Source organism: Fictibacillus sp. FJAT-27399 (genome assembly GCF_001510655.1).
GTDB lineage: Bacteria > Bacillota > Bacilli > Bacillales > Fictibacillaceae > Fictibacillus_C > Fictibacillus_C marinisediminis.
Genome location: NZ_LMVC01000001.1, coordinates 976,404 through 1,002,632, shown reverse-complemented (window position 1 = coordinate 1,002,632; position 26,229 = coordinate 976,404). Strand labels below are relative to the sequence as shown.

Annotated in this window: 21 protein-coding genes and 1 pseudogene; 14 read left to right on the top strand and 8 right to left on the bottom strand. The window is 41.1% G+C overall.

Annotation, left to right across the window (positions count from 1 at the left end; translation table 11 throughout):
- Nucleotides 1-10: 10 nt before the first annotated feature.
- The 12 genes from AR335_RS04960 (at nt 11) to AR335_RS04905 (ending at nt 13,891) form a co-directional block, all read left to right on the top strand.
- The gene (locus AR335_RS04960; protein WP_062232471.1) at nt 11-1,405 is read left to right on the top strand and encodes a 6-phospho-beta-glucosidase; all 1,395 of its coding nucleotides are present in this window, start codon (nt 11-13) and stop codon (nt 1,403-1,405) included.
- A gap of 24 nt (nt 1,406-1,429) precedes the next feature.
- Nucleotides 1,430-2,416, top strand: a complete 987-nt coding sequence (locus AR335_RS04955) for an SIS domain-containing protein (RefSeq protein WP_234293202.1) — start codon at nt 1,430-1,432, stop codon at nt 2,414-2,416.
- A gap of 66 nt (nt 2,417-2,482) precedes the next feature.
- Nucleotides 2,483-3,775, top strand: coding sequence for an extracellular solute-binding protein (locus AR335_RS04950; RefSeq protein ID WP_199805050.1), 1,293 nt, complete (start codon nt 2,483-2,485; stop codon nt 3,773-3,775).
- A 53-nt stretch (nt 3,776-3,828) separates the two neighbouring features.
- Nucleotides 3,829-4,752, top strand: a complete 924-nt coding sequence (locus tag AR335_RS04945) for a carbohydrate ABC transporter permease (protein ID WP_053358213.1) — start codon at nt 3,829-3,831, stop codon at nt 4,750-4,752.
- Between the two features lie 14 nt (nt 4,753-4,766).
- Nucleotides 4,767-5,732: a carbohydrate ABC transporter permease gene (locus AR335_RS04940; protein WP_062232466.1), complete on the top strand. Its 966-nt coding sequence runs from the start codon at nt 4,767-4,769 to the stop codon at nt 5,730-5,732.
- The gene (locus tag AR335_RS04935) at nt 5,732-6,727 is read left to right on the top strand and encodes an N-acetylglucosamine kinase (RefSeq protein WP_062232463.1); all 996 of its coding nucleotides are present in this window, start codon (nt 5,732-5,734) and stop codon (nt 6,725-6,727) included. Before AR335_RS04940 ends, AR335_RS04935 begins: the two co-directional genes overlap by 1 nt.
- Complete coding sequence (locus AR335_RS04930; RefSeq protein ID WP_199805049.1) at nt 6,711-8,039, top strand: 6-phospho-beta-glucosidase; 1,329 nt, start codon at nt 6,711-6,713, stop codon at nt 8,037-8,039. The genes AR335_RS04935 and AR335_RS04930 overlap by 17 nt, the downstream gene beginning before the upstream one ends.
- A gap of 64 nt (nt 8,040-8,103) precedes the next feature.
- Nucleotides 8,104-8,919, top strand: coding sequence for a 5-deoxy-glucuronate isomerase (gene iolB / locus AR335_RS04925; protein WP_062232459.1), 816 nt, complete (start codon nt 8,104-8,106; stop codon nt 8,917-8,919).
- Nucleotides 8,920-8,941: 22 nt separating this feature from the next.
- On the top strand, nt 8,942-9,952 hold the full coding sequence (gene iolC / locus AR335_RS04920; protein WP_062232458.1) for a 5-dehydro-2-deoxygluconokinase: 1,011 nt from the start codon (nt 8,942-8,944) through the stop codon (nt 9,950-9,952).
- Between the two features lie 6 nt (nt 9,953-9,958).
- Entirely contained in the window at nt 9,959-11,869 is a 1,911-nt protein-coding gene (gene iolD / locus AR335_RS04915; RefSeq protein ID WP_062232456.1) for a 3D-(3,5/4)-trihydroxycyclohexane-1,2-dione acylhydrolase (decyclizing), read from the top strand.
- Between the two features lie 15 nt (nt 11,870-11,884).
- The gene (gene iolE / locus AR335_RS04910) at nt 11,885-12,793 is read left to right on the top strand and encodes a myo-inosose-2 dehydratase (protein WP_062232454.1); all 909 of its coding nucleotides are present in this window, start codon (nt 11,885-11,887) and stop codon (nt 12,791-12,793) included.
- A gap of 54 nt (nt 12,794-12,847) precedes the next feature.
- Nucleotides 12,848-13,891, top strand: coding sequence for a Gfo/Idh/MocA family protein (locus AR335_RS04905; RefSeq protein WP_062232452.1), 1,044 nt, complete (start codon nt 12,848-12,850; stop codon nt 13,889-13,891).
- Between the two features lie 97 nt (nt 13,892-13,988).
- Here the strand turns inward: AR335_RS04905 and AR335_RS04900 are convergent, their stop codons facing one another.
- The 7 genes from AR335_RS04900 to AR335_RS04870 form a co-directional block, all read right to left on the bottom strand.
- A complete protein-coding gene (locus tag AR335_RS04900; RefSeq protein WP_062232450.1) occupies nt 13,989-15,137 on the bottom strand; it encodes an Ig-like domain-containing protein in 1,149 nt (382 codons plus the stop codon).
- A 238-nt stretch (nt 15,138-15,375) separates the two neighbouring features.
- Nucleotides 15,376-15,846, bottom strand: a complete 471-nt coding sequence (locus AR335_RS04895; RefSeq protein ID WP_062232448.1) for a DinB family protein — start codon at nt 15,844-15,846, stop codon at nt 15,376-15,378.
- Nucleotides 15,847-16,017: 171 nt separating this feature from the next.
- Nucleotides 16,018-17,343, bottom strand: coding sequence for an alpha-glucosidase/alpha-galactosidase (locus AR335_RS04890; RefSeq protein WP_062232446.1), 1,326 nt, complete (start codon nt 17,341-17,343; stop codon nt 16,018-16,020).
- 23 nt (nt 17,344-17,366) lie between these two features.
- Nucleotides 17,367-18,197, bottom strand: coding sequence for a carbohydrate ABC transporter permease (locus AR335_RS04885; protein WP_062232444.1), 831 nt, complete (start codon nt 18,195-18,197; stop codon nt 17,367-17,369).
- Nucleotides 18,197-19,120, bottom strand: a complete 924-nt coding sequence (locus AR335_RS04880) for a carbohydrate ABC transporter permease (protein WP_369795794.1) — start codon at nt 19,118-19,120, stop codon at nt 18,197-18,199. Before AR335_RS04880 ends, AR335_RS04885 begins: the two co-directional genes overlap by 1 nt.
- Before the next feature lie 59 nt (nt 19,121-19,179).
- Nucleotides 19,180-20,442 carry an ABC transporter substrate-binding protein gene (locus AR335_RS04875; RefSeq protein ID WP_062232440.1) on the bottom strand — a complete coding sequence of 421 codons (1,263 nt, stop codon included), beginning with the start codon at nt 20,440-20,442 and terminating at the stop codon, nt 19,180-19,182.
- 255 nt (nt 20,443-20,697) lie between these two features.
- On the bottom strand, nt 20,698-21,726 hold the full coding sequence (locus AR335_RS04870) for a LacI family DNA-binding transcriptional regulator (protein WP_062232595.1): 1,029 nt from the start codon (nt 21,724-21,726) through the stop codon (nt 20,698-20,700).
- Between the two features lie 354 nt (nt 21,727-22,080).
- Between AR335_RS04870 and AR335_RS04865 the strand changes: the two are divergent.
- Nucleotides 22,081-22,482 (top strand): annotated as a pseudogene (locus tag AR335_RS04865) (YybH family protein).
- Here the strand turns inward: AR335_RS04865 and AR335_RS23625 are convergent.
- Entirely contained in the window at nt 22,397-22,762 is a 366-nt protein-coding gene (locus AR335_RS23625) for a hypothetical protein (protein ID WP_156418846.1), read from the bottom strand. The pseudogene AR335_RS04865 and the gene AR335_RS23625 sit on opposite strands and share 86 nt — an antisense overlap.
- Before the next feature lie 359 nt (nt 22,763-23,121).
- Between AR335_RS23625 and AR335_RS04860 the strand changes: the two genes are divergently transcribed.
- Nucleotides 23,122-26,211, top strand: a complete 3,090-nt coding sequence (locus AR335_RS04860) for an efflux RND transporter permease subunit (RefSeq protein ID WP_234293189.1) — start codon at nt 23,122-23,124, stop codon at nt 26,209-26,211.
- Nucleotides 26,212-26,229: the final 18 nt, after the last annotated feature.

Here is a 26,229-nt window from a genome sequence, read left to right as displayed (position 1 = left end):
GGAATGAATAATGAAACTGACCATTTTAGGCGGTGCCGGTATGAGAACACCTTTATTGATTGAAGGGTTGTTTAACCATACAGACCTTGCGTTTAAAGAAGTGACCCTCTTTGATGTCGATGAAGAGCGGCTTTCGATCATGGGGAACATTTCTCGACATTTGGTAGAGAAACATCAGGGTACTTTTAAATTATCGTTTACAACGGATATCCGTAAAGCGGTACAAGGGGCAGATTTCATCTTTTCTGCCATCCGTGTGGGGCAAGAGGAAGGAAGGGTTCTTGATGAACAAATTGCCCTTAAATATGGTGTTTTAGGGCAGGAAACGACGGGACCTGGCGGATTTGCCATGGGATTACGGACGATCCCGGTAATGCTGGAATATTCCAAGATTATCAGTGAGGAAGCACCAGATGCCTGGCTGCTGAACTTTACCAATCCTGCAGGATTAATGGCACAGGCACTTACTACATATGGAGCTCACAAAAAAGTGATAGGAATTTGCGATGCGCATGCTGGAATTAAAAACTCACTATGTAAATTTTTGAAGGTGCCGCACACCGACCTTCAAGTCAACTACTTTGGATTAAACCATCTCGGATGGGTACCTTCTGTTTATGACAAGGGAGTGGATCGTCTCCCAGAGATCCTTGACAATTATGATCACCTTTCCCGCATTTCACATACCTTCCGCTTTTTCGAACCCGCATTAATTCAAAACATGGGGATGCTTCCGAACGAATACCTGTATTACTTTTACTACTCTGATCAGGCAGTGAACAATATTAAGCAATCCAATCAGACAAGGGGACAGCAAATCGTACAGTTAAATCGTCCTCTCCTCCAGAGAATTTCAGAACTCGTCCATCAAGGACGAATGGAAGAAGCTTGGAGTGATTATCAACAAACTTTAGATGCACGGGGTAGCACCTACATGTCCAGTGAGACAACAGGACAAGTTCACGATGTTCACGAGCAAGAGGAAACCGTTGAACTTTCCTTTGAAGAAGAAGGATATGAAGGTCTGGCATTAAACATTATCCGAAGTATTGCCAATAACAAGCAGCAAGTCTTAACGTTAAATGTCCCCAACAATGGTACCATTGCTCAGCTTCATAAAGATGATGTAGTAGAGGTTCCATGTCTTGTTAATAAAAATGGTTATTTCCCATTAAGTATTGGGGAGGTACCGGACTTTGCTCTTTCCTTGATTCATCCGGTGAAAACGTATGAACGGTTAGCCGTTGAATCAGCCGTGAAGGGGGATTATCAAGCGGGTGTTAATGCTTTAACTGTTCATCCTCTTGTTCCATCGTTCACATCAGCCAAGGCGATGATGGATGACTACCTTGAAGCCCATAAAGAACACCTCCCACAATTTAGGGGCAAAAATATAACGGTTTAATGGCAGGAGGAGAAATCATTGAATGTGTTTATAAAAGAGGTAGCTGAACAGCCTCAATCTTTAAAAGATACCCTAGAAGCCAACAGGGGCAATCATTTGTCCCTGGATCTCAATCGCCCGTTGCTTTTTACGGGCATGGGCAGCTCATTAGCAGCTGGCCAGTTGGCAGCCCTTTATTTGAACGCAAAGGGTTATCCTGCAGCAGCAGTGGACACCTCTGAGCTCCTTCACTATCAAATACCAATGCTGAAACACTATCAACCCATCATTGTTTCACAAAGCGGAGCATCGTATGAGGCCTGCCGGTTAGCCGCTCAACTTTCAGAATATACCGCGATTACGAACACACCACAAAGTACCCTGGCTCAAGGTGCGTCTCAAGTTTTTTATACCGCAGCAGGAAAGGAAGAATCAATCACTGCGACAAAAACATTCACCTCAACAGCTGGTTTATTGCTTCAATTGTGCTCTCAGTGGGTGAATGCACCGTTAGAACAAGCGTTATTCCAAGCGGTTTCTAAATTAGAGACAGCCATTAAAGAAGAGGAGATTAGCAGCCGAATAGGAAATTTTCTATCCGAAGACCGACCACTGTTTTTGCTTGGCCGTGGTCCGAGTGTCATCACCTCTGATCTAGGTGCCCTTTTATTAAAAGAAGCGGCTAGAATGCAAACTGAGTCATTATCGCTAGGACAATTTCGCCACGGACCGTTTGAATTGCTGGCGGATTCTTTTCAATGCATCCTGTTTAATCCAAAAGGAACTACAGAGTCGCTAAATCATAATTTTGCGATTGAAATTGCTGAGTTAGGGGGCAAGGTAGTTTACGTTTCAGATCAGGCATTGACTCATCCAAATGTGCTGTCGATCCAACTGAATTCAATTGATGATTTTGTGAGCCCTTTGATTTATGCCTATGTGGTTCAAATGGCAACCGCAGCCCTAAGCCAGAAGAAAGGTTTGTTTCTCGGCCAAGCCACACTTTTATCAAAAGTGACTACGAAAGAGTAAGGATTAAACATTTACTTAAAGGGAGGGTCTATGTTGAAAAGAGGCAAAGTTCTTTTTCTTTTATCATTGATTTTTATCTTGCTGACCGGATGTAATGCAGCACCACCAACGAGTGGAGAGAAAGGTGGAGCGAAAGATGAAAAGCTGAGCTGGAACAACAAGAAAGACCTAAAGGGGGAAGAGATCACCTTATTATGGGTGAATACTGACGGTGAAAATGGTCCTCGAGGAAAAATATTGAAAGAATTTACAAAAGACACAGGTATCAAAGTTAAAGAGATTGCGGTTGATTATAATTCACTTTATAACAAAATTACAACAGCGGTACTTTCCAACTCTGCAGATATAGATTTAGCTGAGATGGATACCATTTGGGCAGGTCAATTTATGGAAGGTAAGATAGCGTATGATTTAGCCGATTCGGTACCAAAAGATGTTCAAAAGAAATACACTCAATCGTCTTTAAGTTCTGTCATGTATAAAGATCAACTTGCCGCTGTACCGTTTTTTTCAAGTACCAAACACTTCTATTGGAACAAAGAGCTTCTTGCGAAAGCAGGATATAATGCGCCTCCTAAAACATGGGATGAATTTAGAGAAATGTCTAAAAAACTCACAAAGAATGGGGTTTATGGTTCCGCATGGTCTTGGAAACAAGCAGAAGGATTGAATTGTGACTTTGTCAGCTTAGTATATGGCTTTGGCGGTAAGTTCTTTGATGAGAATGGAACCCCCGTTTTTAATAAAAGCGGAGGATTGAAAGCGCTTCAATTTATGGTTGACCTTGTTCAAAAAGATAAAACGGTGGATCCTGCGAGTATGCAGTGGAGTGAAGATGATGTGAAAAACGCGTTTGCTGCTGGAAAAGTTGCTATGATGACGAACTGGGAAGGAATGTATCCGGATTTGAATGATCCATCCAAATCCAAAGTGATGAATAAAACGGATGTAGGGCTAATGCCAGGAAACGGAGACGTAGAGTCAGCCGCAGTAACGGGATCGGAAGGAATCTCATTAATGAGAGATAGTAAACATAAACAAGCAGCGCTTCAATTCTTAAAATGGATGAGTACAAAACAATTCCAACTTCCGATGTTTGAGCAAGATGGGATGTATCCAACATTAGAAGGGTTGTATGACGATCCCGATCTCAAAGCAGCAGACAAAACCAAAACAGTGGATAAGATTATGAAGCAATATCAATATGGGCAAAATCGTCCGAACGCTCCGGGTTACGTGGAATGGGCTGACATTTTATCCGCAGAAATCCATGAAGCTCTCTTAGGCAAAAAATCACCAGAAGATGCTTTAAACACCGCAGCAAAAAATATCGAAAAAGCCATTGAAGATGCAAAATAAAAAACGAGAAGCGGTTAGATACTAACCGCTTCTTCTTTCGCAGGAGGCTGGCGATGGGAAAATCGACTGGAAAGTTAGTGAATCCGAGGTTAATGGGCAGGAAACAGAGAAAAGAAATACTTTTTGCTTTTGTCTTATTGTTTCCAACCTTCTACATACTCTTTAAGACCTTTTTATTCCCCATTTACCAATCGCTTGTCTGGAGTATGTACAAGTATCATATGCTGGATGGTTCTGACGTTGTATTTGTGGGATTTGGTAATTTTATTGCGCTATTTAAAAATCATGATTTTTGGACCGCGACGTATTTTACCGGTTACTTTACGGTGATTTCAACCGTTGCCGAATTAGTATTGGGCTTATTTAGTGCTTTATTGTTAAATCAAATGTTCAGGGGAAGAGTATTTTTTCGAATGATAATTATTATTCCTTGGGCGATGCTGACTTTAGTTAACGGCTTGCTATGGAAATGGATTTTCCAGCCAGGGAACGGGTCGTTTACGATTATTCTTAAAAAAATACATGTGCTGAGTGCGAGTGAAAATCCACTCTGGCTGGCAGATGCTCATAATATTATCAATTCCGTTGTAGTAGCTGACGTTTGGAAAATGACACCCTTTATGACGTTATTATTATTGGCAGGTTTACAAGCAATTCCATCATCTCTGTATGAAGCAGCGATGATGGATGGAGCGGGTTTTTGGAAAAAGCTTTGGTATGTGACCATTCCTCAGTTGTTTCCGATATTGATGATTGCGGTAGTCCTTCGTACGATAGCTGCTTTTCGGGTGTACGATATTTTAACGGTTTTTACAGGCGATCCGACTACGTCGATCTCGTACCTGACGTTCAATAAAGCCTTCCGTTATTTTTACCTTGGAGAAGCTTCCGCCATGGCTTGGGTCTCTACAGCGATCATCTTAGTATTTATTGTTTGGTATATTCGATTGTTAAAGAAAAATTCTCATGAGTTTTAAAAGGAGGGGCTACGATGTTCGAACCAACGATAGAACAAAGCACAGTCAGGAATGAAGTGAAACCAGCCGTCAAAGTTAAGTCTAAGTTATTTAAGACAAAAAGCACCGACCTTATTCCTCCCTTCTATTTGTGGAGTGGCTTAATCTTGCTGGCTATTTTCACATTGGCGCCTTTTATTTATCTTTTTACGTCTTCAATCAGTAAAACCGAAGAGCTCCTTAGCGGACATTTAATTCCTCATTCTCCGACATTAGAAAACTATTACAAACTTTTTACGGGGAATGGGGCGGGCGAATTTATAGCTGCCATGAAAAACAGTGTGATCGTTTCATTAGGTACAACTATGCTAACCTTGTTTTTGGCCATCTTTGCGTCATTTGCTTTTTCCAAGGTCAAGTTTCCGTTTCGGAATTCAGCTTTGTTTACTGTACTTGCTATGCAGCTTTTACCTTCAATCTCTATCATTGCGCCTCTCTATGTCATGATGAGAAACGGTATATCCATTACTATTCCTTTTACTAGTTTTATATTGTTTCAAACGCCACCGCTACTGGATACCGTGTGGGCTTTAATTATTTCCTACACTACCTTTTCCCTTCCGTTTGCCATTTGGATCATGACAGGTTACTTCCAAACCATTCCGAAAGCCTTGGAGGAAGCCGCAATTATTGATGGGTGTTCTCGTATCGGTACTTTGTTTAGAATTATCGTCCCTTTAGCGATGCCAGGAATAGCCGCAACGGCAATCTTTACGTTGTTATTAGCATGGGATGAGTTCATGTTCGCAAGTGCCTTCACACAAACCTTTGCATCGAAGACGCTTCCGATCGCCATCCGAGAATTTATCGGTAAGCACAGCATTGATTGGGGACTAATGACGGCTGGCGGTTTTATTGCCTCCTTACCTCCGGTTTTGGTCTCGGTATTCCTCTACAAATACATTGTTGGAGGCCTTGCTGGTGGGGGTGTGAAAGAATAATGGGTACGATTGTGATGGGTGTTGATGGGGGTGGAAGCAAAACCCAGGCCGTCATCGTGGATCAGCATGGACAAATCATTGGGAATGGGTATTCTGGTTGTTCCAATTATCAAGTCAATGGAATCAAAAAAGCGTTAACTAATGTGCAAGAAGCGATTTCACAAGCGATGGAGGAAGCTGAAATCAGTTATAGTGACATCTCTTTTGTACAGTATGGATTGGCCGGGGCAGACCGTGAAAAAGATATTCAATTGCTTGAATCAGCACTCGCTACATTTCCCTTTGCTAGATGGGACTTGGTGTGCGACACGATGGAAGGATTACGGCTAGGAAGCTCTTCGAATACAGGAGTGGTTCTGGTGTGTGGGAGTGGCACCAACGCATCTGGCCGAAATCAACAAGGAAAAGTTGTCCAAACCGGTGGTTTTGGATATCTCTATGGAGATGGAGCTGGAGCAGGTGGAAACGCGCTCGCAATTGAAGCCTTTCGATCGGCCATCCGTTCCTGGGAACTCCGAGAAATACCGACTATTCTAACACATCGAGTTCCACGTTATTTTGGCTTTAGCAGCATGGAAGAGATGTGGAATCAATTTTTAGATGATGGTGTGACCAAAGTAACCGGCGATTTGGCTATTGTACTTCATGAAGCCGCAATGGACGGAGATCAGCTCTCGAAAAGGATATTAAAACAGATGGGAAAAGAATTAGGATTAGCCGCAAGTTCCGTCATTAAAAGACTGGGCAGTTTACCTGCACCCATTCCCATCATTTTGACCGGCAGTGTGCTGCAAAAGGGGAAAAACCTTTATGTATTGGATTCTTTAAAACAGACCATCGAGAGTGAAGGGCATTCCATTCAGCTCGTTATACCCGAAATGGATCCGGTATTTGGAGCTGTTCTACTCGCAAGGGATCAATTAGGATTACCGACATCAACTGATGTTTTAAACCAATTGGAGAAAGGGTGGAAATATCATGAAGAGCGGGCTTAAAGTAGCAGTAATTGGAGGGGGATCGTCGTATACGCCCGAACTGATTGAAGGATGTATCGAGCGGTATGAGGAGTTTCCAATTCAAGATCTTTATTTAGTGGATATTAAAGAGGGGCAGGGAAAATTAGAGATTGTTGGAAACCTTGCTAGAAGAATGATTGAAAAGGCGGGTGTACCCATCAATCTTGAGTTAACACTCAATCGAGAGGAAGCCATAACCAATGCCGATTTCGTCATTACTCAACTTCGAGTGGGAATGTTAGAAGCGAGATCCAGAGATGAAAGGATTCCTTTGCGATATCAGTGTATCGGCCAAGAAACTACAGGTGCAGGCGGGTTTGCCAAAGCACTTCGCACCATACCGGTTATCCTCGATATCTGTAAAGATATCGAAAAATTCTCTCCAGAAGCGTTTCTCATTAACTTTACAAATCCCGCCGGCATGGTAACGGAAGCGGTCAATAAATATGCCAACGTTAAAACGATTGGGCTTTGCAACCTCCCGATTAACACAAGAAAGCAGTTCGCTGCATTTTTTGATGTCGATGCATCTGAGGTGGAAATTGAGATGGCTGGCATCAATCACTTGAATTGGACCACTAAAATTATGGTAAGAAACAAAGATGTGACACAATCTTTTCTAGAAGAGATACCTGGTAAGCAGGGGTTTACCATGAAAAATATCCCCGACATAGAGTGGGGCCGTGATTTTCTACTATCCTTAGGGTCCTTTCCTTGTGGGTATCACCGTTACTATTATAAAAAAGACGAGATTCTTCAGCAGCAAATTCAGCAATTAAAGGATGAAGGTACTAGAGCGGATGAGGTGAAAAAGGTGGAGGCAGCCTTATTTGAAAGGTATAAAGATCCTAACCTTTCCATCAAGCCGCCTGAACTTGCTCAAAGAGGCGGCGCGTATTACTCAGAGGCTGCGGTAAATATCATGTCTTCCATCTACAACAATAAAAAGGACATTCAAACGGTCAATGTCCAGAACAATGGCATCCTCGCCTGTCTTCCTTCTACGGCCTCCATTGAAGTAAATTGTGTGATTGATCACCAAGGAGCCCATCCTATTCAGCTTTCAACGGAGATTGATGCAAGGATACGCGGCTTGCTTCAGGTGGTAAAAGCCTACGAAGAATTGGCTATTGAGGCTGCTGTTCATGGGGATTACTCTTCGGCACTGATGGCCCTGACCACCCATCCACTGGTTAAGAGTGCTTCGGTTGCTGAAAAGATCCTTCGAGATATTTTGGAAGAAAACAAAGACTACTTACCTCTATTTTTCTCAGAAAGTAAAACGATTTAAGTTATCTATTTAATCCAGCTGCTAAAGAAGTGATAGTGCAAAACAACTAAAGGAGGAGGTACATATGACGCAATTGTTATGCAAACCAGAAAAAAGGGAGATCGCTTCAGGAGTGACCATTGTTCATGAAGTGAAAAATGAGGTTTCTCCTTTGCAGTATGTTGAACTTAAAATTATAGAATTAGCGCCAGGTGCTAAATATACTGAAACCTTAAACGATAAAGAATGCTGCATCGTTGCTTTGAAAGGGACCATTAATGTTAAGGATCAGAAGAATACATTCACTAAACTTGGTACCCGTGAGAGTGTCTTTGACAAGATTCCTACGGACAGTGTGTATATATCCAATCAGCAGCGGTTAGAAGTAGAAGGAGTGAAGCCTGCGCGCGTGGCTTTATGTTATTCGCCTACGGATAAGATTCTACCTGCAAAATTAATTAAAGCTGAGGAAAATGAAGTAGAGAATCGAGGCAGCCGTAATAATCAGCGTTTGGTTCATAATATATTACCTGATTCCAACTCAGCAGCTCATCGTTTGTTGGTAGTCGAGGTTTATACAGAGAGCGGCAATTGGTCAAGTTATCCTCCTCATAAACATGATCAAGATAACCTGCCAGAGGAATCTCTATTAGAAGAAACGTATTATCACGAAATTAATCCACCTCAAGGCTTCGTGTTTCAGCGTGTTTACACTGATGATCGTTCGCTCGATGAAACCATGACCGTTGAAAACGGCGATGTTGTTTTGGTGCCGGAAGGGTATCATCCAGTAGGGGTTCCCGAGGGATATACCTCTTATTATTTAAATGTTATGGCAGGACCAAACCGTATTTGGAAATTTCATAATGATCCGAACCACGAATGGATATTAGAACGCTAGATAGCTAGAAAGGAGTGGGAAAATGAACGTTGAGTTTAGTAAAAACAGAGAATTTGATATTATCGCCATTGGCCGAGCCTGCATTGATCTAAATGCTACGGAGTACAACCGCCCGATGGAAGAAACCATGACCTTTACGAAATATGTAGGGGGATCGCCTGCTAATATTGCCATTGGCAGCTCGAAATTAGGCCTGAACGCTGGTTTTATTGGTAAAATTTCAGATGATCAGCATGGACGCTTCATTCTGCAATACATGAACCGAATGGACGTGGATACATCCAATCTGATCATTGATAAAGAAGGACATAAAACAGGTCTGGCTTTTACAGAGATTAAAAGTCCGGAAGAGTGCAGCATCCTCATGTATCGTGAGGATGTAGCCGATTTATACTTAACACCCTCTGAAATTAGTGAAAGTTACTTAAAACGATCAAGTATTCTTTTGGTCTCAGGAACCGCTCTATCAAAAAGCCCTTCAAGAGAAGCCGTATTAAACGCCATTCAATTAGCAAAAAGAAATCATGTTTTGGTTATTTTTGAATTGGATTATCGGCCATACACTTGGAAATCACGTGAAGAGACATCCGTATATTACTCATTGGTGGCTGAACAGTCCGATGTAATTCTTGGTACAAGAGATGAGTACAACATACTTGAAAACAAGCCAAACGGCAAAAATGAAGACACGATCCACTATCTATTTCAACACTCGCCTAGATTAATTGTGATTAAGCAAGGGGTTGAGGGATCGTTTGCTTATACCAGAGAAGGAGAAACCTATGAGGGGAAAGCTTATCCAACCGAAGTGTTAAAAACATTTGGTGCAGGGGATTCTTATGCTTCCGCTTTCTTATATGCTCTCATCAAAGGCAAAGGAATTGAAAGCGCTTTAAAATATGGAAGTGCCTCTGCTTCCATTGTAGTTAGCAAACACAGTTCTTCAGAGGCCATGCCAACCGTACAAGAAATCGAACAGTTCATTAGAGAAAAGGAAAGTCCCTTAAATGAATCAATCCATGTAAAGGGGTGAATGAAAATGAGAACCATAAGGTTAACAACAGCACAAGCACTAATAAAATTCTTAAATCAACAGTATCTCCATGTGGATGGCAAGGAATTTCATTTTGTTGAAGGAATTTTTAGTGTATTTGGCCATGGAAATGTCCTTGGGATTGGGCAAGCTTTAGAACAAGACGCAGGACACTTAAAAGTGATTCAAGGTAAAAATGAACAAGGAATGGCACATGCAGCAATTGCCTACAGCAAAGAAATGTTAAGACAGAAAATCTATGCTGTTACCACTTCCGTCGGGCCTGGATCCGCCAATTTGGTGGCTGCAGCAGGAACGGCACTATCCAATAATATTCCGGTGCTTTTCCTGCCTGCTGATACGTTTGCCACCCGTCAACCCGATCCTGTTCTTCAGCAGGTTGAACAAGAGTACAGCGCAGCAGTCACTACCAATGATGCCCTCAAGCCGGTCTCAAGATATTGGGATCGAATTACCCGTCCTGAACAATTAATGAGTAGTTTACTCCGAGCATTTGAAGTGATGACAGACCCTGGTAAGGCAGGTCCAGCCACCATTTGTATCTCTCAAGATGTTGAAGGAGAGGCTTATGACTTTCAAGAAGCTTTTTTTGAAAAACGAATCCACTACCTCGACCGCCAGTTACCGACTGAACGTGAGCTGACAGGTGCGGCAGAGTTAATTAAGATGAGCGAAAAACCCCTAATCATTGTAGGTGGAGGGGCTAAATATTCTCAAGCCCGTGATGTCTTAATCGCTCTTTCTGAAAAACATGCCATTCCCCTGGTGGAAACCCAAGCTGGAAAATCGACTGTAGAATCCACCTTTGTCAACAACCTCGGTGGAATGGGCGTTACCGGTACCTTGTCGGCGAATAAAGCGGCACAACAGGCGGATCTCATAATTGGGATAGGGACACGATATACCGATTTTGTGACGTCTTCCAAAACGGCGTTCAGTTTTGATCAAACGAAGTTCCTTAACATTAATGTGAACCGTTTTCAAGCATATAAACTAGATGCATTTCAGGTGGTGGCTGATGCGAAAACAACGTTAGGGCAGTTGATGCCTATGTTAGAAGGTTACCGTAGTAATTTTGGTAAGGACATCCCCTGCCTAAAAGAAGAATGGCTGGCAGAACGTCAACGCTTAAGCCAAGTAAGTTTCAATCGAACAGAATTTGATCCGGAAATTAAAAATCATTTCTCTCAAGAGATACTTAACGAATATGCGGCTGAGCTTGAAACGGAGTTTGCTCAAACGACTGCATTAGTAACCATCAATGACACCATTGATCCTGCCAGTTATGTTATTGGTTCTGCAGGCTCCCTCCCAGGAGATTTGCAACGCCTATGGCGATCGGAGGTCCCCAATACTTATCATCTGGAATATGGTTATTCATGTATGGGATACGAAGTATCTGGTGCGCTCGGCATCAAGTTGGCACATCCCGATCAAGAAGTCTATGCCATGGTTGGGGATGGGAGTTTTTTAATGCTCCACTCTGAATTAATTACAGCTATTCAATACAATCAAAAAATTAATCTGCTTCTCTTTGATAACTCTGGGTTTGGCTGTATTAACAATCTACAGATGGAAAACGGGGGCGGAAGTTACTTTTGCGAATTTAGAACGTCAGACAACCAGATCTTAAACATTAATTACGCGAAAGTCGCGGAAGGATATGGTGCGAAAGCCTATCAGGTGAACAATAAAGAGGATCTAATCCATGCCCTTGAAGATGCTAAGCATCAAACCTGTTCGACGCTGATTGAAATTAAAGTATTGCCGAAAACCATGACTGCTGGATATGGGGCCTGGTGGAATGTAGGAGTTGCTGAGGTATCCAATAAAGAAAGTGTGCAACAAGTCTATGATGCAAAACAGAAGAAGCTGCAGGAGGCAAAACAATACTAAAAAAGGAGACCCAAGATGGAGAATCAAGGTATCTTTTGGGGGATTGCCCCTATAGGCTGGCGGAATGATGATCTGCCGGAAATTGGTGAAGAAAACACCTTGCAGCACCTGCTGAGCGACATTGTTGTAGCAGGATTTGAAGGAACAGAGGTCGGAGGTTTTTTTCCTGAACAGGAAGTATTAAATAAAGAACTTGCACTTCGTAATTTAAAGATAGCAGGGAAGTGGTTTAGTAGTTATATCATTCGTGATGGTTTGAAAAGTGTTATTCCTGCGTTCCATGAACACTGCCAATATCTGCAGGAGGTTCATGCGGATGTGGCGGTTGTATCGGAGCAAACCTACAGCGTTCAAGGAGAAGATACAAATATCTTTTTGAATAAGCCAGCTTTTACGGATCAAGAATGGAACGTATTATGTGAGGGACTTAATATTCTAGGGGAGATAGCGACAACGTATGGATTACGCCTGGCTTACCATCATCACATGGGTACCGGAGTACAAACTTTAGCTGATATTGACCGACTTTTAGAACATACAGATCCACATTTTGTACATTTACTATACGACTCCGGCCATATCTTTGTTTCCGATGGAGATTACCTCACATTGCTTCACAAACATATTGACCGGATAAAACATGTTCATTTTAAAGATGTAAGAAAAGATACTTTACAGGAATGCAAGGAACGAGGGAAGTCATTCCAACAGTCGTTTTTACATGGTCTGTTTACGGTACCTGGCGATGGATGCATTGATTTTATAGAACCCTATCAGACGCTAGTAGAACATGGTTATCAAGGGTGGATTGTCATTGAGGCTGAACAAGACCCTTCCATTGCTCATCCATTGGAGTATGCCTTAATAAGTCGTAAGTACATTGATGAAAAGCTTCTATTCAAAAAGGAAGAAAAGATGGTATGAACCTAAAAGGTATAACAAGATTCTAAATGAACTTGGATTCAAGGAGGGTTAATCATGACGTTGAAATTTGGCGTAATTGGGACCGGTGCAATTGGCAGGGAACATATCAATCGAATCACCAATACATTATCTGGCGGTAAGATTGTGGCAGTAACTGATGTGAATTCGGAAGCCGTAAAAAGTGTTATAGACGAGTTTCAATTGGATGCCGCCATCTTTCCAGATGATCATTCATTGATCAATGATCCTAATGTAGATGCAGTGCTTGTAACAAGCTGGGGACCGGCTCATGAGCAAAGTGTATTGGCGGCTATTGAGGCAGGAAAGTACGTCTTTTGTGAAAAGCCATTAGCTACGACAGCCGAAGGGTGTCGTAGAATTATAGAAGCAGAAATGAAACAAGGGAAACGATTGGTTCAAGTAGGCTTTATGCGCCGTTATGATTCAGGGTACGTACAATTAAAGCGTGTACTGGACAGCCATGATATTGGGGAGCCATTAATGATTCGCTGTGTGCATCGTAATGCAAGTTCAAATGAAAATTACACCTCAGATATGGCAGTATCAGACACTCTCATCCATGAAATAGATGTTCTTCACTGGCTGGTCAATGATGAATATCAATCGGTTCAAGTGTTCTTTCCCAAAAAGACCAAACATGCTTTAGGGCATTTAATTGACCCACAGATTTTTATACTGGAAACTAAAGCTGGAATTGTCATTCAGGCAGAGGTTTTTGTAAATTGCAATTATGGTTACGATATTCAGTGTGAAGTAATTGGGGAAGACGGAGTCGCATATCTTCCGGACGTATCGAGTGTTGTTACACGAAAAGAAGGTAAAAGAAGCACAGAAATATTAGTAGATTGGAAACTTCGTTTTCAAGATGCGTATGATAAAGAGCTTCAAGACTTTATGGATTCTATCAGAAAAACAGGAAAACCCAACGGTCCTTCATCATGGGATGGTTACATTGCTGCTATAACCTCGGACGCCTGTTTAAAAGCTCAGCAAACTGGTGAGAAGGAACTGATTCAACCTGTTGAAAAACCTGTTTTTTACCTAAATACACCACGATTCTCTTTTAAACAATACTAAATCCTAAGGTTGAAAGATGAGAAGAATGATGAATAAATAAAATGAAATCAAAAGGAACTGACAAAATTTATTGCCAGTCCCTTTACAGATTTATAGACTAATGCTTAACTACTTTTTTGACCGCATTGGAACTTTTGTTGCCTGCTTTATCTGTAGCGTAAACATAAACATTTGTACCCGCTTTTTGCGGTTTAATGATGACACTGTAATTACCTTTACTGTCCGCTTTTTTGGACCCCAGTGTTTTGCTGTTTGCGCGTACTGTTACGGTAGAGTTGGCTTCAGCTTTTCCTTTTACCACTTTATCATTGTCATCAATCTTATTAATGGTAGGCTTAGTCGGCGGGATGACATCAGCTACGATAACGGTGGCTGGTGAACTGATATTCCCGCTTTTATCTTTTGCTGTGACTGTTAATTTGGTATTCGCTTTTTGAACACTTATTTTGACTGAGAAAGTCCCTTTTGACGTTGTTTTTCCGGTACCCAACGTTTTTGAACCATTTTTGATCGAAATCGTAGAATTGGCTTCTGCCTTTCCTGTTACTGCCTTATCATTGTTATCTACTTTATTAATGACAGGTTTTGATGGAGCTACATCATCAACAAATACAGGGATTACCGCGTAAAGGTCATCTTCTGTATTGTTATCAATGTCGTCTTGATTGTCATAGTCAATGGCATTTATGTAATAAGTGCCGGGTTTGTTCACTCGAAATGCCTCTACAAAAACCTCCGGATCAGAATCATCGTACCCTAAATAAACCAGGTTGTTGTTTTCTGCATAATCCTTCTGAAACAGCCCGAACAACAGCTGTATGGCAGTAGAGTTGGTTGTGCCGCCGATTAAAACGACACCTTTTTCGGGAACTGTCAGTTTAAACATATCAACATCATATAGAGGCAGCAATTGGCCGACCATGGCTTTTTCAAATTTTGCTGTATTGGCTGCATCAAAATCATCATTGTATTCCATCTCATATAAAGGATCTTCATCATTAGTAGTCTTTAGATTGCCGAAACTCTCCGGGTGAAGGGGTATATCCTTTAGTCTTTGCTCCAATGGGCTTCTTTGAATGGAATATTTGTTAAAGTTTTTATCATACAACGAGTTAAGATTGTACTCCTGTTTAATCACCTTGGTCGCCTTTTCAAACTGAATGGGTGCAGCATAGGCCGTTTGTGCAGCACAAGTTGAGGCAATGATACTTGCACAAAGCAATGAATACAAACCCTTCCTTTTCACCAGCATCTCCCCTTAAAATAAGACTTTCCTACTGAACCTATTTTAATGGTCCAATCCATTTAATTCCATGAAAAGTGTTCACCAAATATGTCTAAAATCAGCTATTAATTGCAACAAAAAGTGATAATTTGCTGATGAAGGGAAGGAAGAGTAAATAGGGAATAAACTGCCTGAGAGGGGACAATTGGGAAGAATGGAGGGGCTTATATAAGGAAGATCATTTACTATTGGTCCTCACCTAATTTTCTATTAAGCATTCATACACTTTTTTTATATCCAAGATGGTTTGCAGATGCATGCCCTCGTGAAAAGTCGTCCAAAGAAGGACTTGCTCAAGGGTATCCATCCCCTGCGTTGGTTCAAATACTTCTTCTAATCGATCACCATATGTTCCCTTAATATTAGCAATTTGTTCTTTAAGTAACTGCTTCAATTCTTCGAGTGAAGGAGTTTCAGCGGTAAAGTCATCTGGAGATGTGCCCCAACCAAACCATTCGTTGAAATGTTTAGGGAAATCAACTTCTTCCTTGGTTAAATTCTCAATCCATGCACATTGTTCCACGAAAACATGGCCGAGGTTCCACCGGATATTATTTTTAAAACCTTTAGGTACAATCTGCGCTTCCTCCTCAGTGACATTTGCCACTTTCAGCAGGTAGTTTCTCATGCCTTCTAATTGTTTGAAAAAAACCTCGTGACGCTGTTTCATTCACATTTCCTCTTTAATTGATATAGCGTATTAGTAGAATTCTTTGAGTATAGTACAAATTACAAATGGCCAGCCTTGTTCCAACGAGTTTACTACTTATCAATTATCCGGCAAATTAAGTAATATGATTTAATAAAAAAGCTAAGGACGAGGATCCTTAGCTTTTTACATTTATAAGGTTACTGCTTTGCCCTGATAGGTTAAGTGCCTCCCTTTAGTAAATGCAGGCAAGTAATCTGCATGAGCATCCAATAGTTCCTTCGTCATGTTCCACATTTGGTCCAGTGATAGAACAGAAGACGTGTGGGGGTCGAGCATGACTGCCTGATACACATAATCCACATTGCTTGTAAGTACAGCTTCAACGACAAGTTGCTGAACATTGATATTGGTCATGTTCATCGCAGCCAAATGAGGTGGGAGATCGCCTACATGAATAGGCTGAATCCCTCGTTTATTGACCAAGCAAGGAACTTCCACGCAGGAATTATTCGGCAGATTCGTAATAAGTTGTGTATTTAACACATTTCCCCAAATCTCTCGGTTGATCCCCGTTTCTAGAGAATGAATGATAGGGGCTCCAAATTCATGGCTTTTTTCCATTGGAAAGGCCTTCCCTTGGTCTATCATCTTTTGTGTTTCGGCAAATTGCTTTAAATTGTCTTCGCTTCTTCTCACATATTCATCAATTGGAATATCAAAGTCCTGAATTAACTGATCCCGTTTAATAAAATACGGTGTGTATTCGGACATATGTTCACTGGATTCTGTGATAAAGAAATTCAATCTTTTCATCATTTCAAACCGTACTTTATCTTTGGCATAAATGTCTGGGTCTTTCATAGCTTCAAAGAGAGAAGGATAAAGATCCTGACCATTTCTTTTTAACTCCAAGAACCAGGCCATATGATTGATCCCCGCAACTTTGTACTCCAGTTCTTCCACGGGAATGTTTAAGTAAGAGGACAATTCATCCGCAGTGTTTTGAACACTATGGCACAATCCGACTGATTTTATAGAAGATGCTTTCTGAATGGCCAGCATGAGCATGGCCATCGGATTTGTATAATTAAGCAAATACGCCTCTGGACAAACTTCTTCCATATCTCTGCAGATGTCGAGGAGAACCGGTATGGTCCGTAATGCACGGAATACGCCTCCAACACCTAGTGTGTCGGCAATGGTTTGTTTTAACCCATACCGTTTTGGAATTTCAAAATCAACTAAAGTTGCTTCATGCATTCCCACTTGGATTAAGTTAAGTACATAATCAGCATTGGCCAAAGCCTGCTTTCGATCGATGTGCGCTTCTACCTGAGCATTGTTTCCGAACTGAGCGATGATAGATTTTGTCATTTTTTCTGCGGTTTGCAGCCGTTCCGCATGAATATCGGTTAAAGAAAAGGTAGTATCCCGCAACTCTGGAAAACTTAAAATGTCTGTAATTAAACGCTTGGCAAAAACTACACTTCCTGCTCCAATAATTGTAACCTTCATCGTTAACCCTCCACTTGTTTTTTTTATCCTTTTACAGAACCTGAAGCCAGACCTTCTATAAAGTGCTTTTGCAAGAACAAGAATAAGATGATCATAGGAGCTACTGCCATGATGGCCGCTGCCGCTACGAGGTTCAAATTGTTCGTATTTTGTCCAAAGAAGCTGGACAGTGCAACAGTAATGGTTTTTACTTCTTCAGCTTGCAGGAAGAAGATCGCAAATTGATAATCATTCCAAATATACACACAAGAAATGATAAGGATAGATGCGGTAACCGGTTTTAAAAGCGGAAACACGACTTTAAAAAAGATTGAAAGTGTGCTGGCTCCATCCATTTTAGCTGCTTCTTCCAATTCCTTTGGGATGGTGGAACGGATAAATCCTGCATACAAAAAGATAGTAAGCGGCATATAAGCTGCTACGTTATTTAAAACGGCAATGGTACGGGTATTCATCATTCCGATATCCACGACCAACTGATATAAAGGCACCAGAGCGGTCAATGGGGGAATGACCATAATCGCAATAAAAAAGACATACACAAACTTGTTCAATCTGGTATCTCTTCTTGCCAGTGGGTAAGCGGCCAGCGAACCAAAAAAGATGAGAAGCAGAGCTGAAAAGAACGTGATAATCACCGTATTCAATAAGGATTGTCCTAAGTTCGCCATTTCCCAGGCTTCTCTAAAATTATCCAATGAAAATTGATGGGGGAAGATCCATTTCGAACTGAAGTCGCCCTTCGCTTTGAAAGCAGTGGTAAGCAAGATATAAAAGGGAACCAGATGATAGAGCGCTATCAACAAAGCAACAATCGTCAGCAGCGTTTTATGTTTTCGATTCAAGATTCCCATCACGCTTCTACCTCCTTGCGTTTAAAGAAAAGCAGGGCAGAGAGACTGATTATGAGTATAATGACGGCCATTAACACACCTTCCGTGGCGGCATATCCGGCATCTTGCCGATTAAAATATAAGTCATACATGAAAGTGGACATGGATTGAGAAGCATTTCCAGGTCCGCCTCCTGTTAATGAGACAATCACATCAAACAGTTTTAGGCCGCCGATGACATTCAGGACAATGTTGATGGTAATGGAGGGCATCAAAAGAGGCAGCGTTATATTTTTAAACTGATTAAAAGGGGAGGCTCCATCGAGCTGAGCAGCCTCATAATAATCTTTTGAGATGCTTTGAAGTCCGGCGAGATAAATGATCATGGCAATTCCAACGAACTGATAGGTGTTTACAAAAACAATAATCCAGGTATTCATACTTGGGTTGGCCAATGCATTGATCTTATCAAATCCCATAAGAATCAATACATCATTCAGTGCACCGCCTTGGTAAGCAAAGAAAAAATACCAAATGTAACCCATGATGAGGGGACTGATGATGACAGGCAAGTAGATGATCGTCCGTGTAAGGCCCCGAACTTTAATACTTTGATTCAGCAGCAGAGCATACAGTAAGCCGATAATATTTTGAAACAACGTACTTCCCAGTCCGTAAAGCAACGTATTTTTAACAACAAGCCATGTGTCAGGATCTTTTAGTAAGCGGCTATATTGATGAAAGCCAATATAATCATAGATTTGAGAAAAACCATTCCAGTTCGTAAGTGAGATTTTCAAGCCGTTGAGAAACGGGTATAAAATGAAAAAGCAGACAGCGGCTAGTGCGGGTAAATACATCCACCATAGTGAGGACTGAGTGGAATGTTTCGGAGGTTTTCTTTCTTTAGCAAGCACCGCTTTTTCATTTTTAACACCAATCATGGTATTCATGAATTTCAACTCCTTTGCGGTTATGGATTCATGGATTAAACAAGCGTGCTTTATTTTTTAGGTTTATAAAGGCGTTTATATTCTGCTCCCATTTTCTTGGACACTCGTTCTGGTGTCATGGATTTGGACAGTAGTTCCTGGCCAGAGGCACCGAGAACATCCCACATTCCGCTAGGGAGGTAGACACGATCAAAGTAAGGTTCGACCTTCACATCTTTGTATTTTTCATAGTCTTTAGCGAAGTAGTTATCAGCTTCAGTGTTGGTTAGACCAGCAGGCAAAGAAGTTGCTTCTGCAATCTTTTTAACCATTTCGGGCTGTGAAATAAAATCAATAAACTTTTTCGCTTCTTTTTTATGTTCTGAATCCTTCCAGACGGCAAGCGTGTGACGTTCTCCGCCAATCCAGCTTGGCTGGTCGCCTTTATGGATGACAGGCATCGGAATAACGCCTAATTGGACCTTGGGATTTAGTTCCTTTACAGCTGGGCCAAGCAACCCTCCGCCAATAATGAACCCTATTTTGTTTTGTGCCATCAAGTCCGTCATTTGCTGGTTTTGTGCTGTTAATACGTCTTTGTTCAAGTATCCTTTCTTCTGCATTTCTTGCAGTTTTTCAGGAAGGAAGGTAAATTTCGACCAGTCAAACGTTCCTGATAAGAGCTCTTTTTTAAAGTCATGTTTGGTATCGGTTACAAGTAAAGGAGTGGCGAACTGATCAAAATATTGTCCAAACGAGCTTTTATCTGATCCTGCAAACCAAAGAGGAGTGACCTCACCTTTGCTCTTCTTTTTAATGGTTTCCATGGCGCTCATCCATTCATCAAACGTAGCAGGCGGTTGGATTCCGTATTTTTTTAATAGGGTAGCGTTATATGTAATACCGTCTTTCGCCTGATTTAAAGGGTAAGCATAAACTTTGCCTGCTTTGTCTTTAAGAATGTCATTCATCGCCGGATCCAAGTCTTTTACCCAATTCATTTTTTGTAAATTTTCCACATATTCACCGTATCGGTCTTTTGACCAACCGTGGGTGTCAAACAAGTCGGGCATATCATTAGCTGCCATTTTTACCCGAAGCATTCCTTCATATTTATCAGCGGGAAAGTTTTCTTTAATATCAATCTTTGGATTTTTCTTTTCAAATTCTTTAATGGCATCAGCTAAAGCAGCCTTGTCCGATTCGTTGGTTACGGTAGAGAATAAGGTTAATTGTACGGTGCCTCCGCTTCCAGAGCTGGACTGTTTATTACAGCCCGTCAAAGCTAAAGCAATGGCTGATGTTATTAGTAATGTTTTACCTAGCTTTTTCAACGTAATTCCCCCTAGTAATTAATGGTTTTAAAACCAAAACAAACGATCCTAAGAATGTTTGCACAATGACCGGGGCTCCTATATAATTTATAGTTGCTCCTTGGTAAATGGGAGTTCTGGGTTATTCGCTAGAAACTAGTGATTGGCAGTCACTCATACCAATGGGCTAGATTGGTAGGTTTCTGGGCGAATAAGCCTTTTTTATTTTAAATCTCCTCTTAATCTATTGAATCACCTCCTTGAAAGGTTGCTTTGTTATAGATGATATCCGCAGCTTTGGCGAATGACCAAAGAGGTTGGAATCGTAACCTTAACAGGGAGCTTCCTTCCATTCATTCGATCCATTAATAGCTTGACCCCGGTTTGTCCCATCTCCTTGGTATAAACTTTCACCGTCGAAAGGGGGGGACTGCTAAATCTTGCAGCTTCAATGTCGTCAAACGCGATAAGGGCAACATCTGAGGGAACGGACAGTCCAGCTTCCTGTAAAGCACGTAAAGCCCCTATTGCCATGGGATCACTCGCAACAAAAAATGCTTTTGGAACATTCTTCTTCTTGATAGCTTTCTTCATTAGTTCATAGCCATGAGACATCGTATATTCACCAATGTATATATCCTCTGAACCTTCAAACTCTCCATTTTTTATCATGTTTTCAAATGTTGTAAGCCGTTTATCTTCTGAAATCACTTTCTGTTGCTTAAGATGTTCTCGTTCAACCCCTCCGATGTAACCGATTCGTTTATAACCCAAACCAATGAAATGCTGTAGGGCTTTTTTTGTGGATTTTTCAAAATCAATCGTCACTGAATCGTAAAGCTCCTCATCAGGAACATAATTGATATAGACGATATTCATAATGTGTTTGGTTACTTGTTTTAAAACGTCTTCACCCAAACGGCCAATGATCAGAAGACCGTCCATTTTGAGGAGGTCATGGGGGACCGTCAGCATGTCATTCAAGCGGTAGCTCCCAACCTTATTAATCCCTTGTTTATTAAGTTCTTCTTCAATTCCTTGACGTATTGATATGAAGTAGGGATCATTTAATTCTTCCTCCACCGTCTGACATGAAATAATACCAATGCCAGGATTATTTTTTTGGGATTCTGATTGCTGCTTTCGTCTCTGGTGGATGGTTTGATAACCTAGCTCTTTTGCAGCTAGAAGTATGCGCTGGCGTGTTTCTTCTAAGACGGTTATGGAGTCGTCGTTATTGAGCACTCGTGATACAGTTGCTGTTGAGACATTAGATTTTTTTGCTATATCCTTAATGGTTGCCATCATGAAAAACCTCTCAACTTTTAGTTATATTATTTTATAAAATTTACTATAAATTACTAAATATTTTACTGGTTGATTGAATAATACCATCAAGTGGAAAGGCTTTCAATAGTTAATTTTTAATTATTCTGATTATTTTTGTTGATTCATTTGAACAGGTTAAAAAATTACTAAATATTTCTTTCGAAGTGCCTCTTATGCATAAAAAAGCATACAGTCGAAAGGTTTGCCTGCATGCTCTTTTATCTTGTGAAGTATATTGTATTTATTGGAAATTGAAATAAAATATATAACGGGTTTATTTAATGGAATTAAGAATTTATTGTGTTTGTTAAAATTCTGGAGTGAAATGGGATGGAACACGAATTAAATGAAGTAATCAAAAAGTGTGACCTGGCAATCAAACAGGAGGATTTTGATACGCTGCTGAACTGTTATACAGATGATGCCATTCTGATTGTAAAGCCAGGAATGATTGCGAGGGGGAAAGAGGAGATAAAAAAAGCCTTCATTAAAATCGCAGCATACTTCAACAACAGTATCGTACCAACTCAAGGGGAAATGGTGATATGAGAAGCTGGAGATACGGCGCTAGTTATTTCACAAACGAAGATTTCGGCGGATAAAAAAGATTCTCAATATTCTATGGAACGAAGGGCAACCTATGTGTTCAAGAAAAATTCCAAGGTCGAATGGCTTTGTTCCATCGATAACTCCTACGGTACGGACTTGAATCCTGCTGTTGTTGCAGACTAAAAAGGGGCTGTCCTGAAAGTCGAAAATTGACCTTCAGGCAGCTCCTTTGACGTGAAAAATCTTCAATGAAAAGTTGATTGGAGTGCAAGGTGCGAGACTCCTCGAAAATGAACTTCACATTTTCTTCGTGCGATAAAAAGCTGCCGGAGCCTTCCTTGTCCTGCGGGACTAGCGTGACAGGTGAGACTCCCGCAGGCGTTTGCGCCAAAAAGTAGGCGTTCACGCCGGTAAGGCTCACCGCACGCCCCGCGGAAAGCGAGCAGCCTGGAGCGGAGATCAACAGCTACCAGACTTCTTGGACAGCCCCTTTTTTATTATTTCCTCCCTGTGAAAATGTAAACTAATAAAGAAGAGAGTACAAAGCTTGACTCAGAAAAGGTGTCCGGTATTCACAATTTCACGTACCGTATTTATTAATTAAACCAATTTTCCAAAAGAGTACTGTCCTTAGGATACCTGAAAAATAGCGAAACCAGTACTAAATTAAAAGGGGTACTTTAAAACCCCTGATGTAAATTATCTACAATTCTATAATTCTTTTACGCTTCATTAATCGAATTTTTACAACTGTCCATTATATTAAAATAATCATCTTGTTTGATGAACAGAATGTATAAAGTTTGGAGGCGTAAAAGAAAAATGATGAAATCACTCATTGACGCATCGATGAAACGGGCCGTTCTTATTATCACTCTGATAATACTGATTATTGCTTGGGGGGCGATGGCTGCCCGGCAAATTCAACGAGATTATTTGCCTGAAATCAATAATTCAACTCTTACTGTGTCTGCACAGTCTGAAAATTATCAAGCAGATCAAATGAAACTGAACGTTACAAAACCGATTGAACAAGCTGTTCGGGTAGTGGATGGCCTTCAGGATATCGAAACCAACTCCTCAAATGGCAACACTCTTTTACGTCTCAACTTTCCTATGAGCTACGATATGGAAAAAGCTGAGGCGGAGGTCAACCATGCCATTGATACGATTTCCCTGCCAGCTAGTGTGAAAAAACCTGTTGTGACACGCCTTAGTACAAATTCGTTTCCGATTATGAGCATCAATTTAACCAGTGCCTCTCCAAATGTAACCGAGAACACCTTACGAACGATGGTCCAAGAAGATATCGTAAGTGGGTTGAAAACTGTTCCAGGGGTAAAGGAAATCAATGTAACGGGTGGTGGAACGGCTGGATATGCTTTGACCATTGATAAGGAAAAACTAAAAAAGGCTGGATTAACCGTAAACGATCTTCAAAATTCAATGGAGAAAAAATATACAACAGAACTGCAGGGCAATGTCTCAAGTAATCAAGCTTCTATTCCTGTCCAGGTCTCCGGTTGGTCATTAAATAAGCAGGAGTTATTAAACTTGCCTGTTCAAAGGCAGGATGGCCGATCAATTCCTCTCTCTAAGGTAGCTGACATTTCAAATTCAGTGGTCAATCTTCAAACGATCTCCCGGACCGATGGGCTGCCGAGTGTTCGGCTTGATGTGTTAAAAACATCCACTTCAAATATTACAGATGTAGGAGAAAAAATAAGAAGCAAGCTGAAAACCATACCTGCGCTAAAAAATAATGATGTGAAATCGTCCATTCTGTTTGATCAAAGTGAACAAGTGAATTCATCTTTAAAAGGACTAGTTAAAGAAGGGTTGTTAGGGTGTCTTTTCGCCATGATCTGTACGTTCTTGTTTTTCCGTCAAGTTCGTTCCACCTTATTGATTGTTCTGTCGCTTCCCATATGTCTTTTAGCAACCATCGGTGTACTTAAAACGTTGGGAATCAGCTTGAACATACTGACGGTTTCAGGTTTGATTGTGGCCATGGGACGAGTGGTCGATGACTCCATTGTTATTTTGGATAATTTAAACCGGAAAGTGCAGGAAAGGGAGGGGAAAATAACACTTCATCAGTTATCACACTCGGTCTCAGAAATGATCCCTGCCATTGTTTCTTCAACAGCAACGACGATTGTGGTGTATGTTCCCATTGCCCTGATCGGCGGCATCGTAAGTTCTGCTTTCTCAGGGTTTGCCTGGTCGGTAGTTATTGCGCTTTTCGTTTCCTTATTGGTTGCCATGCTGGTGGTGCCGACTCTCTACAACCTGTTTTCGAAGGGAAAACCCCTAAGTATTCATGATCCGTTAGAACCTCTCATGCATAAAGCTTTTAAGCGGATGTTGCACAAGGAGAAAAAAATCATCGCCTTTACGCTTCTATTGTTTCTTATTACGGGTATTGGAGCAGCATTTTTACCAGTGAACTTTTTACCCATAAGTTATAAAAAAGGACAAGCCGGTGTTCGGATCGAACTTCCTCAGTCTGCATCGTTAAGAGAAATGGATGCAGAAGTTAAAAGAGTAGAAGGGCTTATTAAAAAGGATCAACATGTGGGTACATATTCTTCAGTCCTTGGGTCGTCTTTTACTGCTCAATCGGATGATGTTTTTGATGCAGGCGGCGGTTGGATTCAAAAACCGAATGTTGCCAACTTATTTGTTGCGGTTAACCCAGATACAAACCTTGCTTCTTTTATAGAAAATTTTCAAAAACAGCTTGATTCCATAAAGGGACAAGCCGTATACACGGTTACGGATCAGCGGATTGCGGGAGATGACTCCCAATTAAAGATTAACTTCACTGGATCGGATCATGAAACGCTGGAATCCATGGCACATACAATTGGGCAAAAGCTTACGAGAGTTCCCGGGCTGGCAGTAGAGGATATAGCTGACGATGAGGCCGGTACGAAAAAGTATCATATCCATCTTGATCAAAAAGCCATTGAAAGAAATGGTATTAAAGTGGAGGACCTTTTAAATCGGATTCAATTTTATACAGCGGAAGGTACAAAGGGGCAAATATCCATTAATCAACATGCTTTTCCGGTCGTGTTGAAAAGCAAAGACAATCCTCCAGATGTTTTTTCTGCCCTGGGGTCAGAAACATTTAAGAATGACCAGGGACAGAATGTAAGATTAGATGAGCTTGCCACACTGGAAGCCGATGCCGATTCATCAGAAATTCAGGAAAAGGACGGACAGCCATTCGCCGAGGTTACGGCCAATATCACTTCATCAGATATTGGCGGGGTGACTAAACAAGTAAAATCGATTTTAGAGAAACTTCCGTTGCCGCAGAATATCAGCTACTCCTTTGCTGGAATACCAGAACAAGTAAATGAAATGATTTATGAGATGGCAATTGCTTTTTCTTTCTCTTTATTGCTCGTTCTCTTCATCATAGGTACAGTCTTTAGAGGTTGGAAAGCACCATTATCCGTATTCATCTGTATCCCTTTAGCGTTTATTGGATCAGTGGCGGCTATGTTTATCTTTCGATTGGAATGGAATCTAGCAGCCCTGGTCGGTCTATTAATGCTCACAGGCATTGTAGTTACAAATGGCATTGTTCTTGTTGATAAGATCGAGAGAAAACGAGCCGAGGGTCTTATGTTAAATGAAGCGATTGTTCTTGGAACGTCCACTCGAGTGCGTCCGATATTAACGACAGCTTTAACGACTGTTTTAACCGTACTTCCGTTAGCTCTATCCTCCCGCACCGATTCTGTAATCTCACAAACTCTTGGCATTGTCGTAATAGGCGGTTTGATCAGTTCAACGTTTATCAGTTTAATTGTCATTCCCATTGTCTATAAATGGTTGCATAAAGGTTCACCAAACATTTCTCAAAAAAATATCCCTGAAGAAAAAATATATGCATAATACCCAAACCATCGTGAG

Excerpts from the sequence above, each read along its gene's own strand:
- iolE (WP_062232454.1), top strand. The coding sequence starts at position 11,885 with ATGGAGAATCAAGGTATCTTTTGGGGGATTGCCCCTATAGGCTGGCGG.
- AR335_RS04940 (WP_062232466.1), top strand. The coding sequence starts at position 4,767 with ATGTTCGAACCAACGATAGAACAAAGCACAGTCAGGAATGAAGTGAAA.
- AR335_RS04905 (WP_062232452.1), top strand. The coding sequence starts at position 12,848 with ATGACGTTGAAATTTGGCGTAATTGGGACCGGTGCAATTGGCAGGGAA.
- iolD (WP_062232456.1), top strand. The coding sequence starts at position 9,959 with ATGAGAACCATAAGGTTAACAACAGCACAAGCACTAATAAAATTCTTA.
- AR335_RS04885 (WP_062232444.1), bottom strand. The coding sequence starts at position 18,197 with ATGGGAATCTTGAATCGAAAACATAAAACGCTGCTGACGATTGTTGCT.
- AR335_RS04945 (WP_053358213.1), top strand. The coding sequence starts at position 3,829 with ATGGGAAAATCGACTGGAAAGTTAGTGAATCCGAGGTTAATGGGCAGG.
- AR335_RS04870 (WP_062232595.1), bottom strand. The coding sequence starts at position 21,726 with ATGGCAACCATTAAGGATATAGCAAAAAAATCTAATGTCTCAACAGCA.
- AR335_RS04960 (WP_062232471.1), top strand. The coding sequence starts at position 11 with ATGAAACTGACCATTTTAGGCGGTGCCGGTATGAGAACACCTTTATTG.
- AR335_RS04880 (WP_369795794.1), bottom strand. The coding sequence starts at position 19,120 with ATGATTGGTGTTAAAAATGAAAAAGCGGTGCTTGCTAAAGAAAGAAAA.
- iolC (WP_062232458.1), top strand. The coding sequence starts at position 8,942 with ATGAACGTTGAGTTTAGTAAAAACAGAGAATTTGATATTATCGCCATT.
- AR335_RS04890 (WP_062232446.1), bottom strand. The coding sequence starts at position 17,343 with ATGAAGGTTACAATTATTGGAGCAGGAAGTGTAGTTTTTGCCAAGCGT.
- AR335_RS04930 (WP_199805049.1), top strand. The coding sequence starts at position 6,711 with ATGAAGAGCGGGCTTAAAGTAGCAGTAATTGGAGGGGGATCGTCGTAT.
- AR335_RS04895 (WP_062232448.1), bottom strand. The coding sequence starts at position 15,846 with ATGAAACAGCGTCACGAGGTTTTTTTCAAACAATTAGAAGGCATGAGA.
- AR335_RS04860 (WP_234293189.1), top strand. The coding sequence starts at position 23,122 with ATGATGAAATCACTCATTGACGCATCGATGAAACGGGCCGTTCTTATT.
- AR335_RS04935 (WP_062232463.1), top strand. The coding sequence starts at position 5,732 with ATGGGTACGATTGTGATGGGTGTTGATGGGGGTGGAAGCAAAACCCAG.
- iolB (WP_062232459.1), top strand. The coding sequence starts at position 8,104 with ATGACGCAATTGTTATGCAAACCAGAAAAAAGGGAGATCGCTTCAGGA.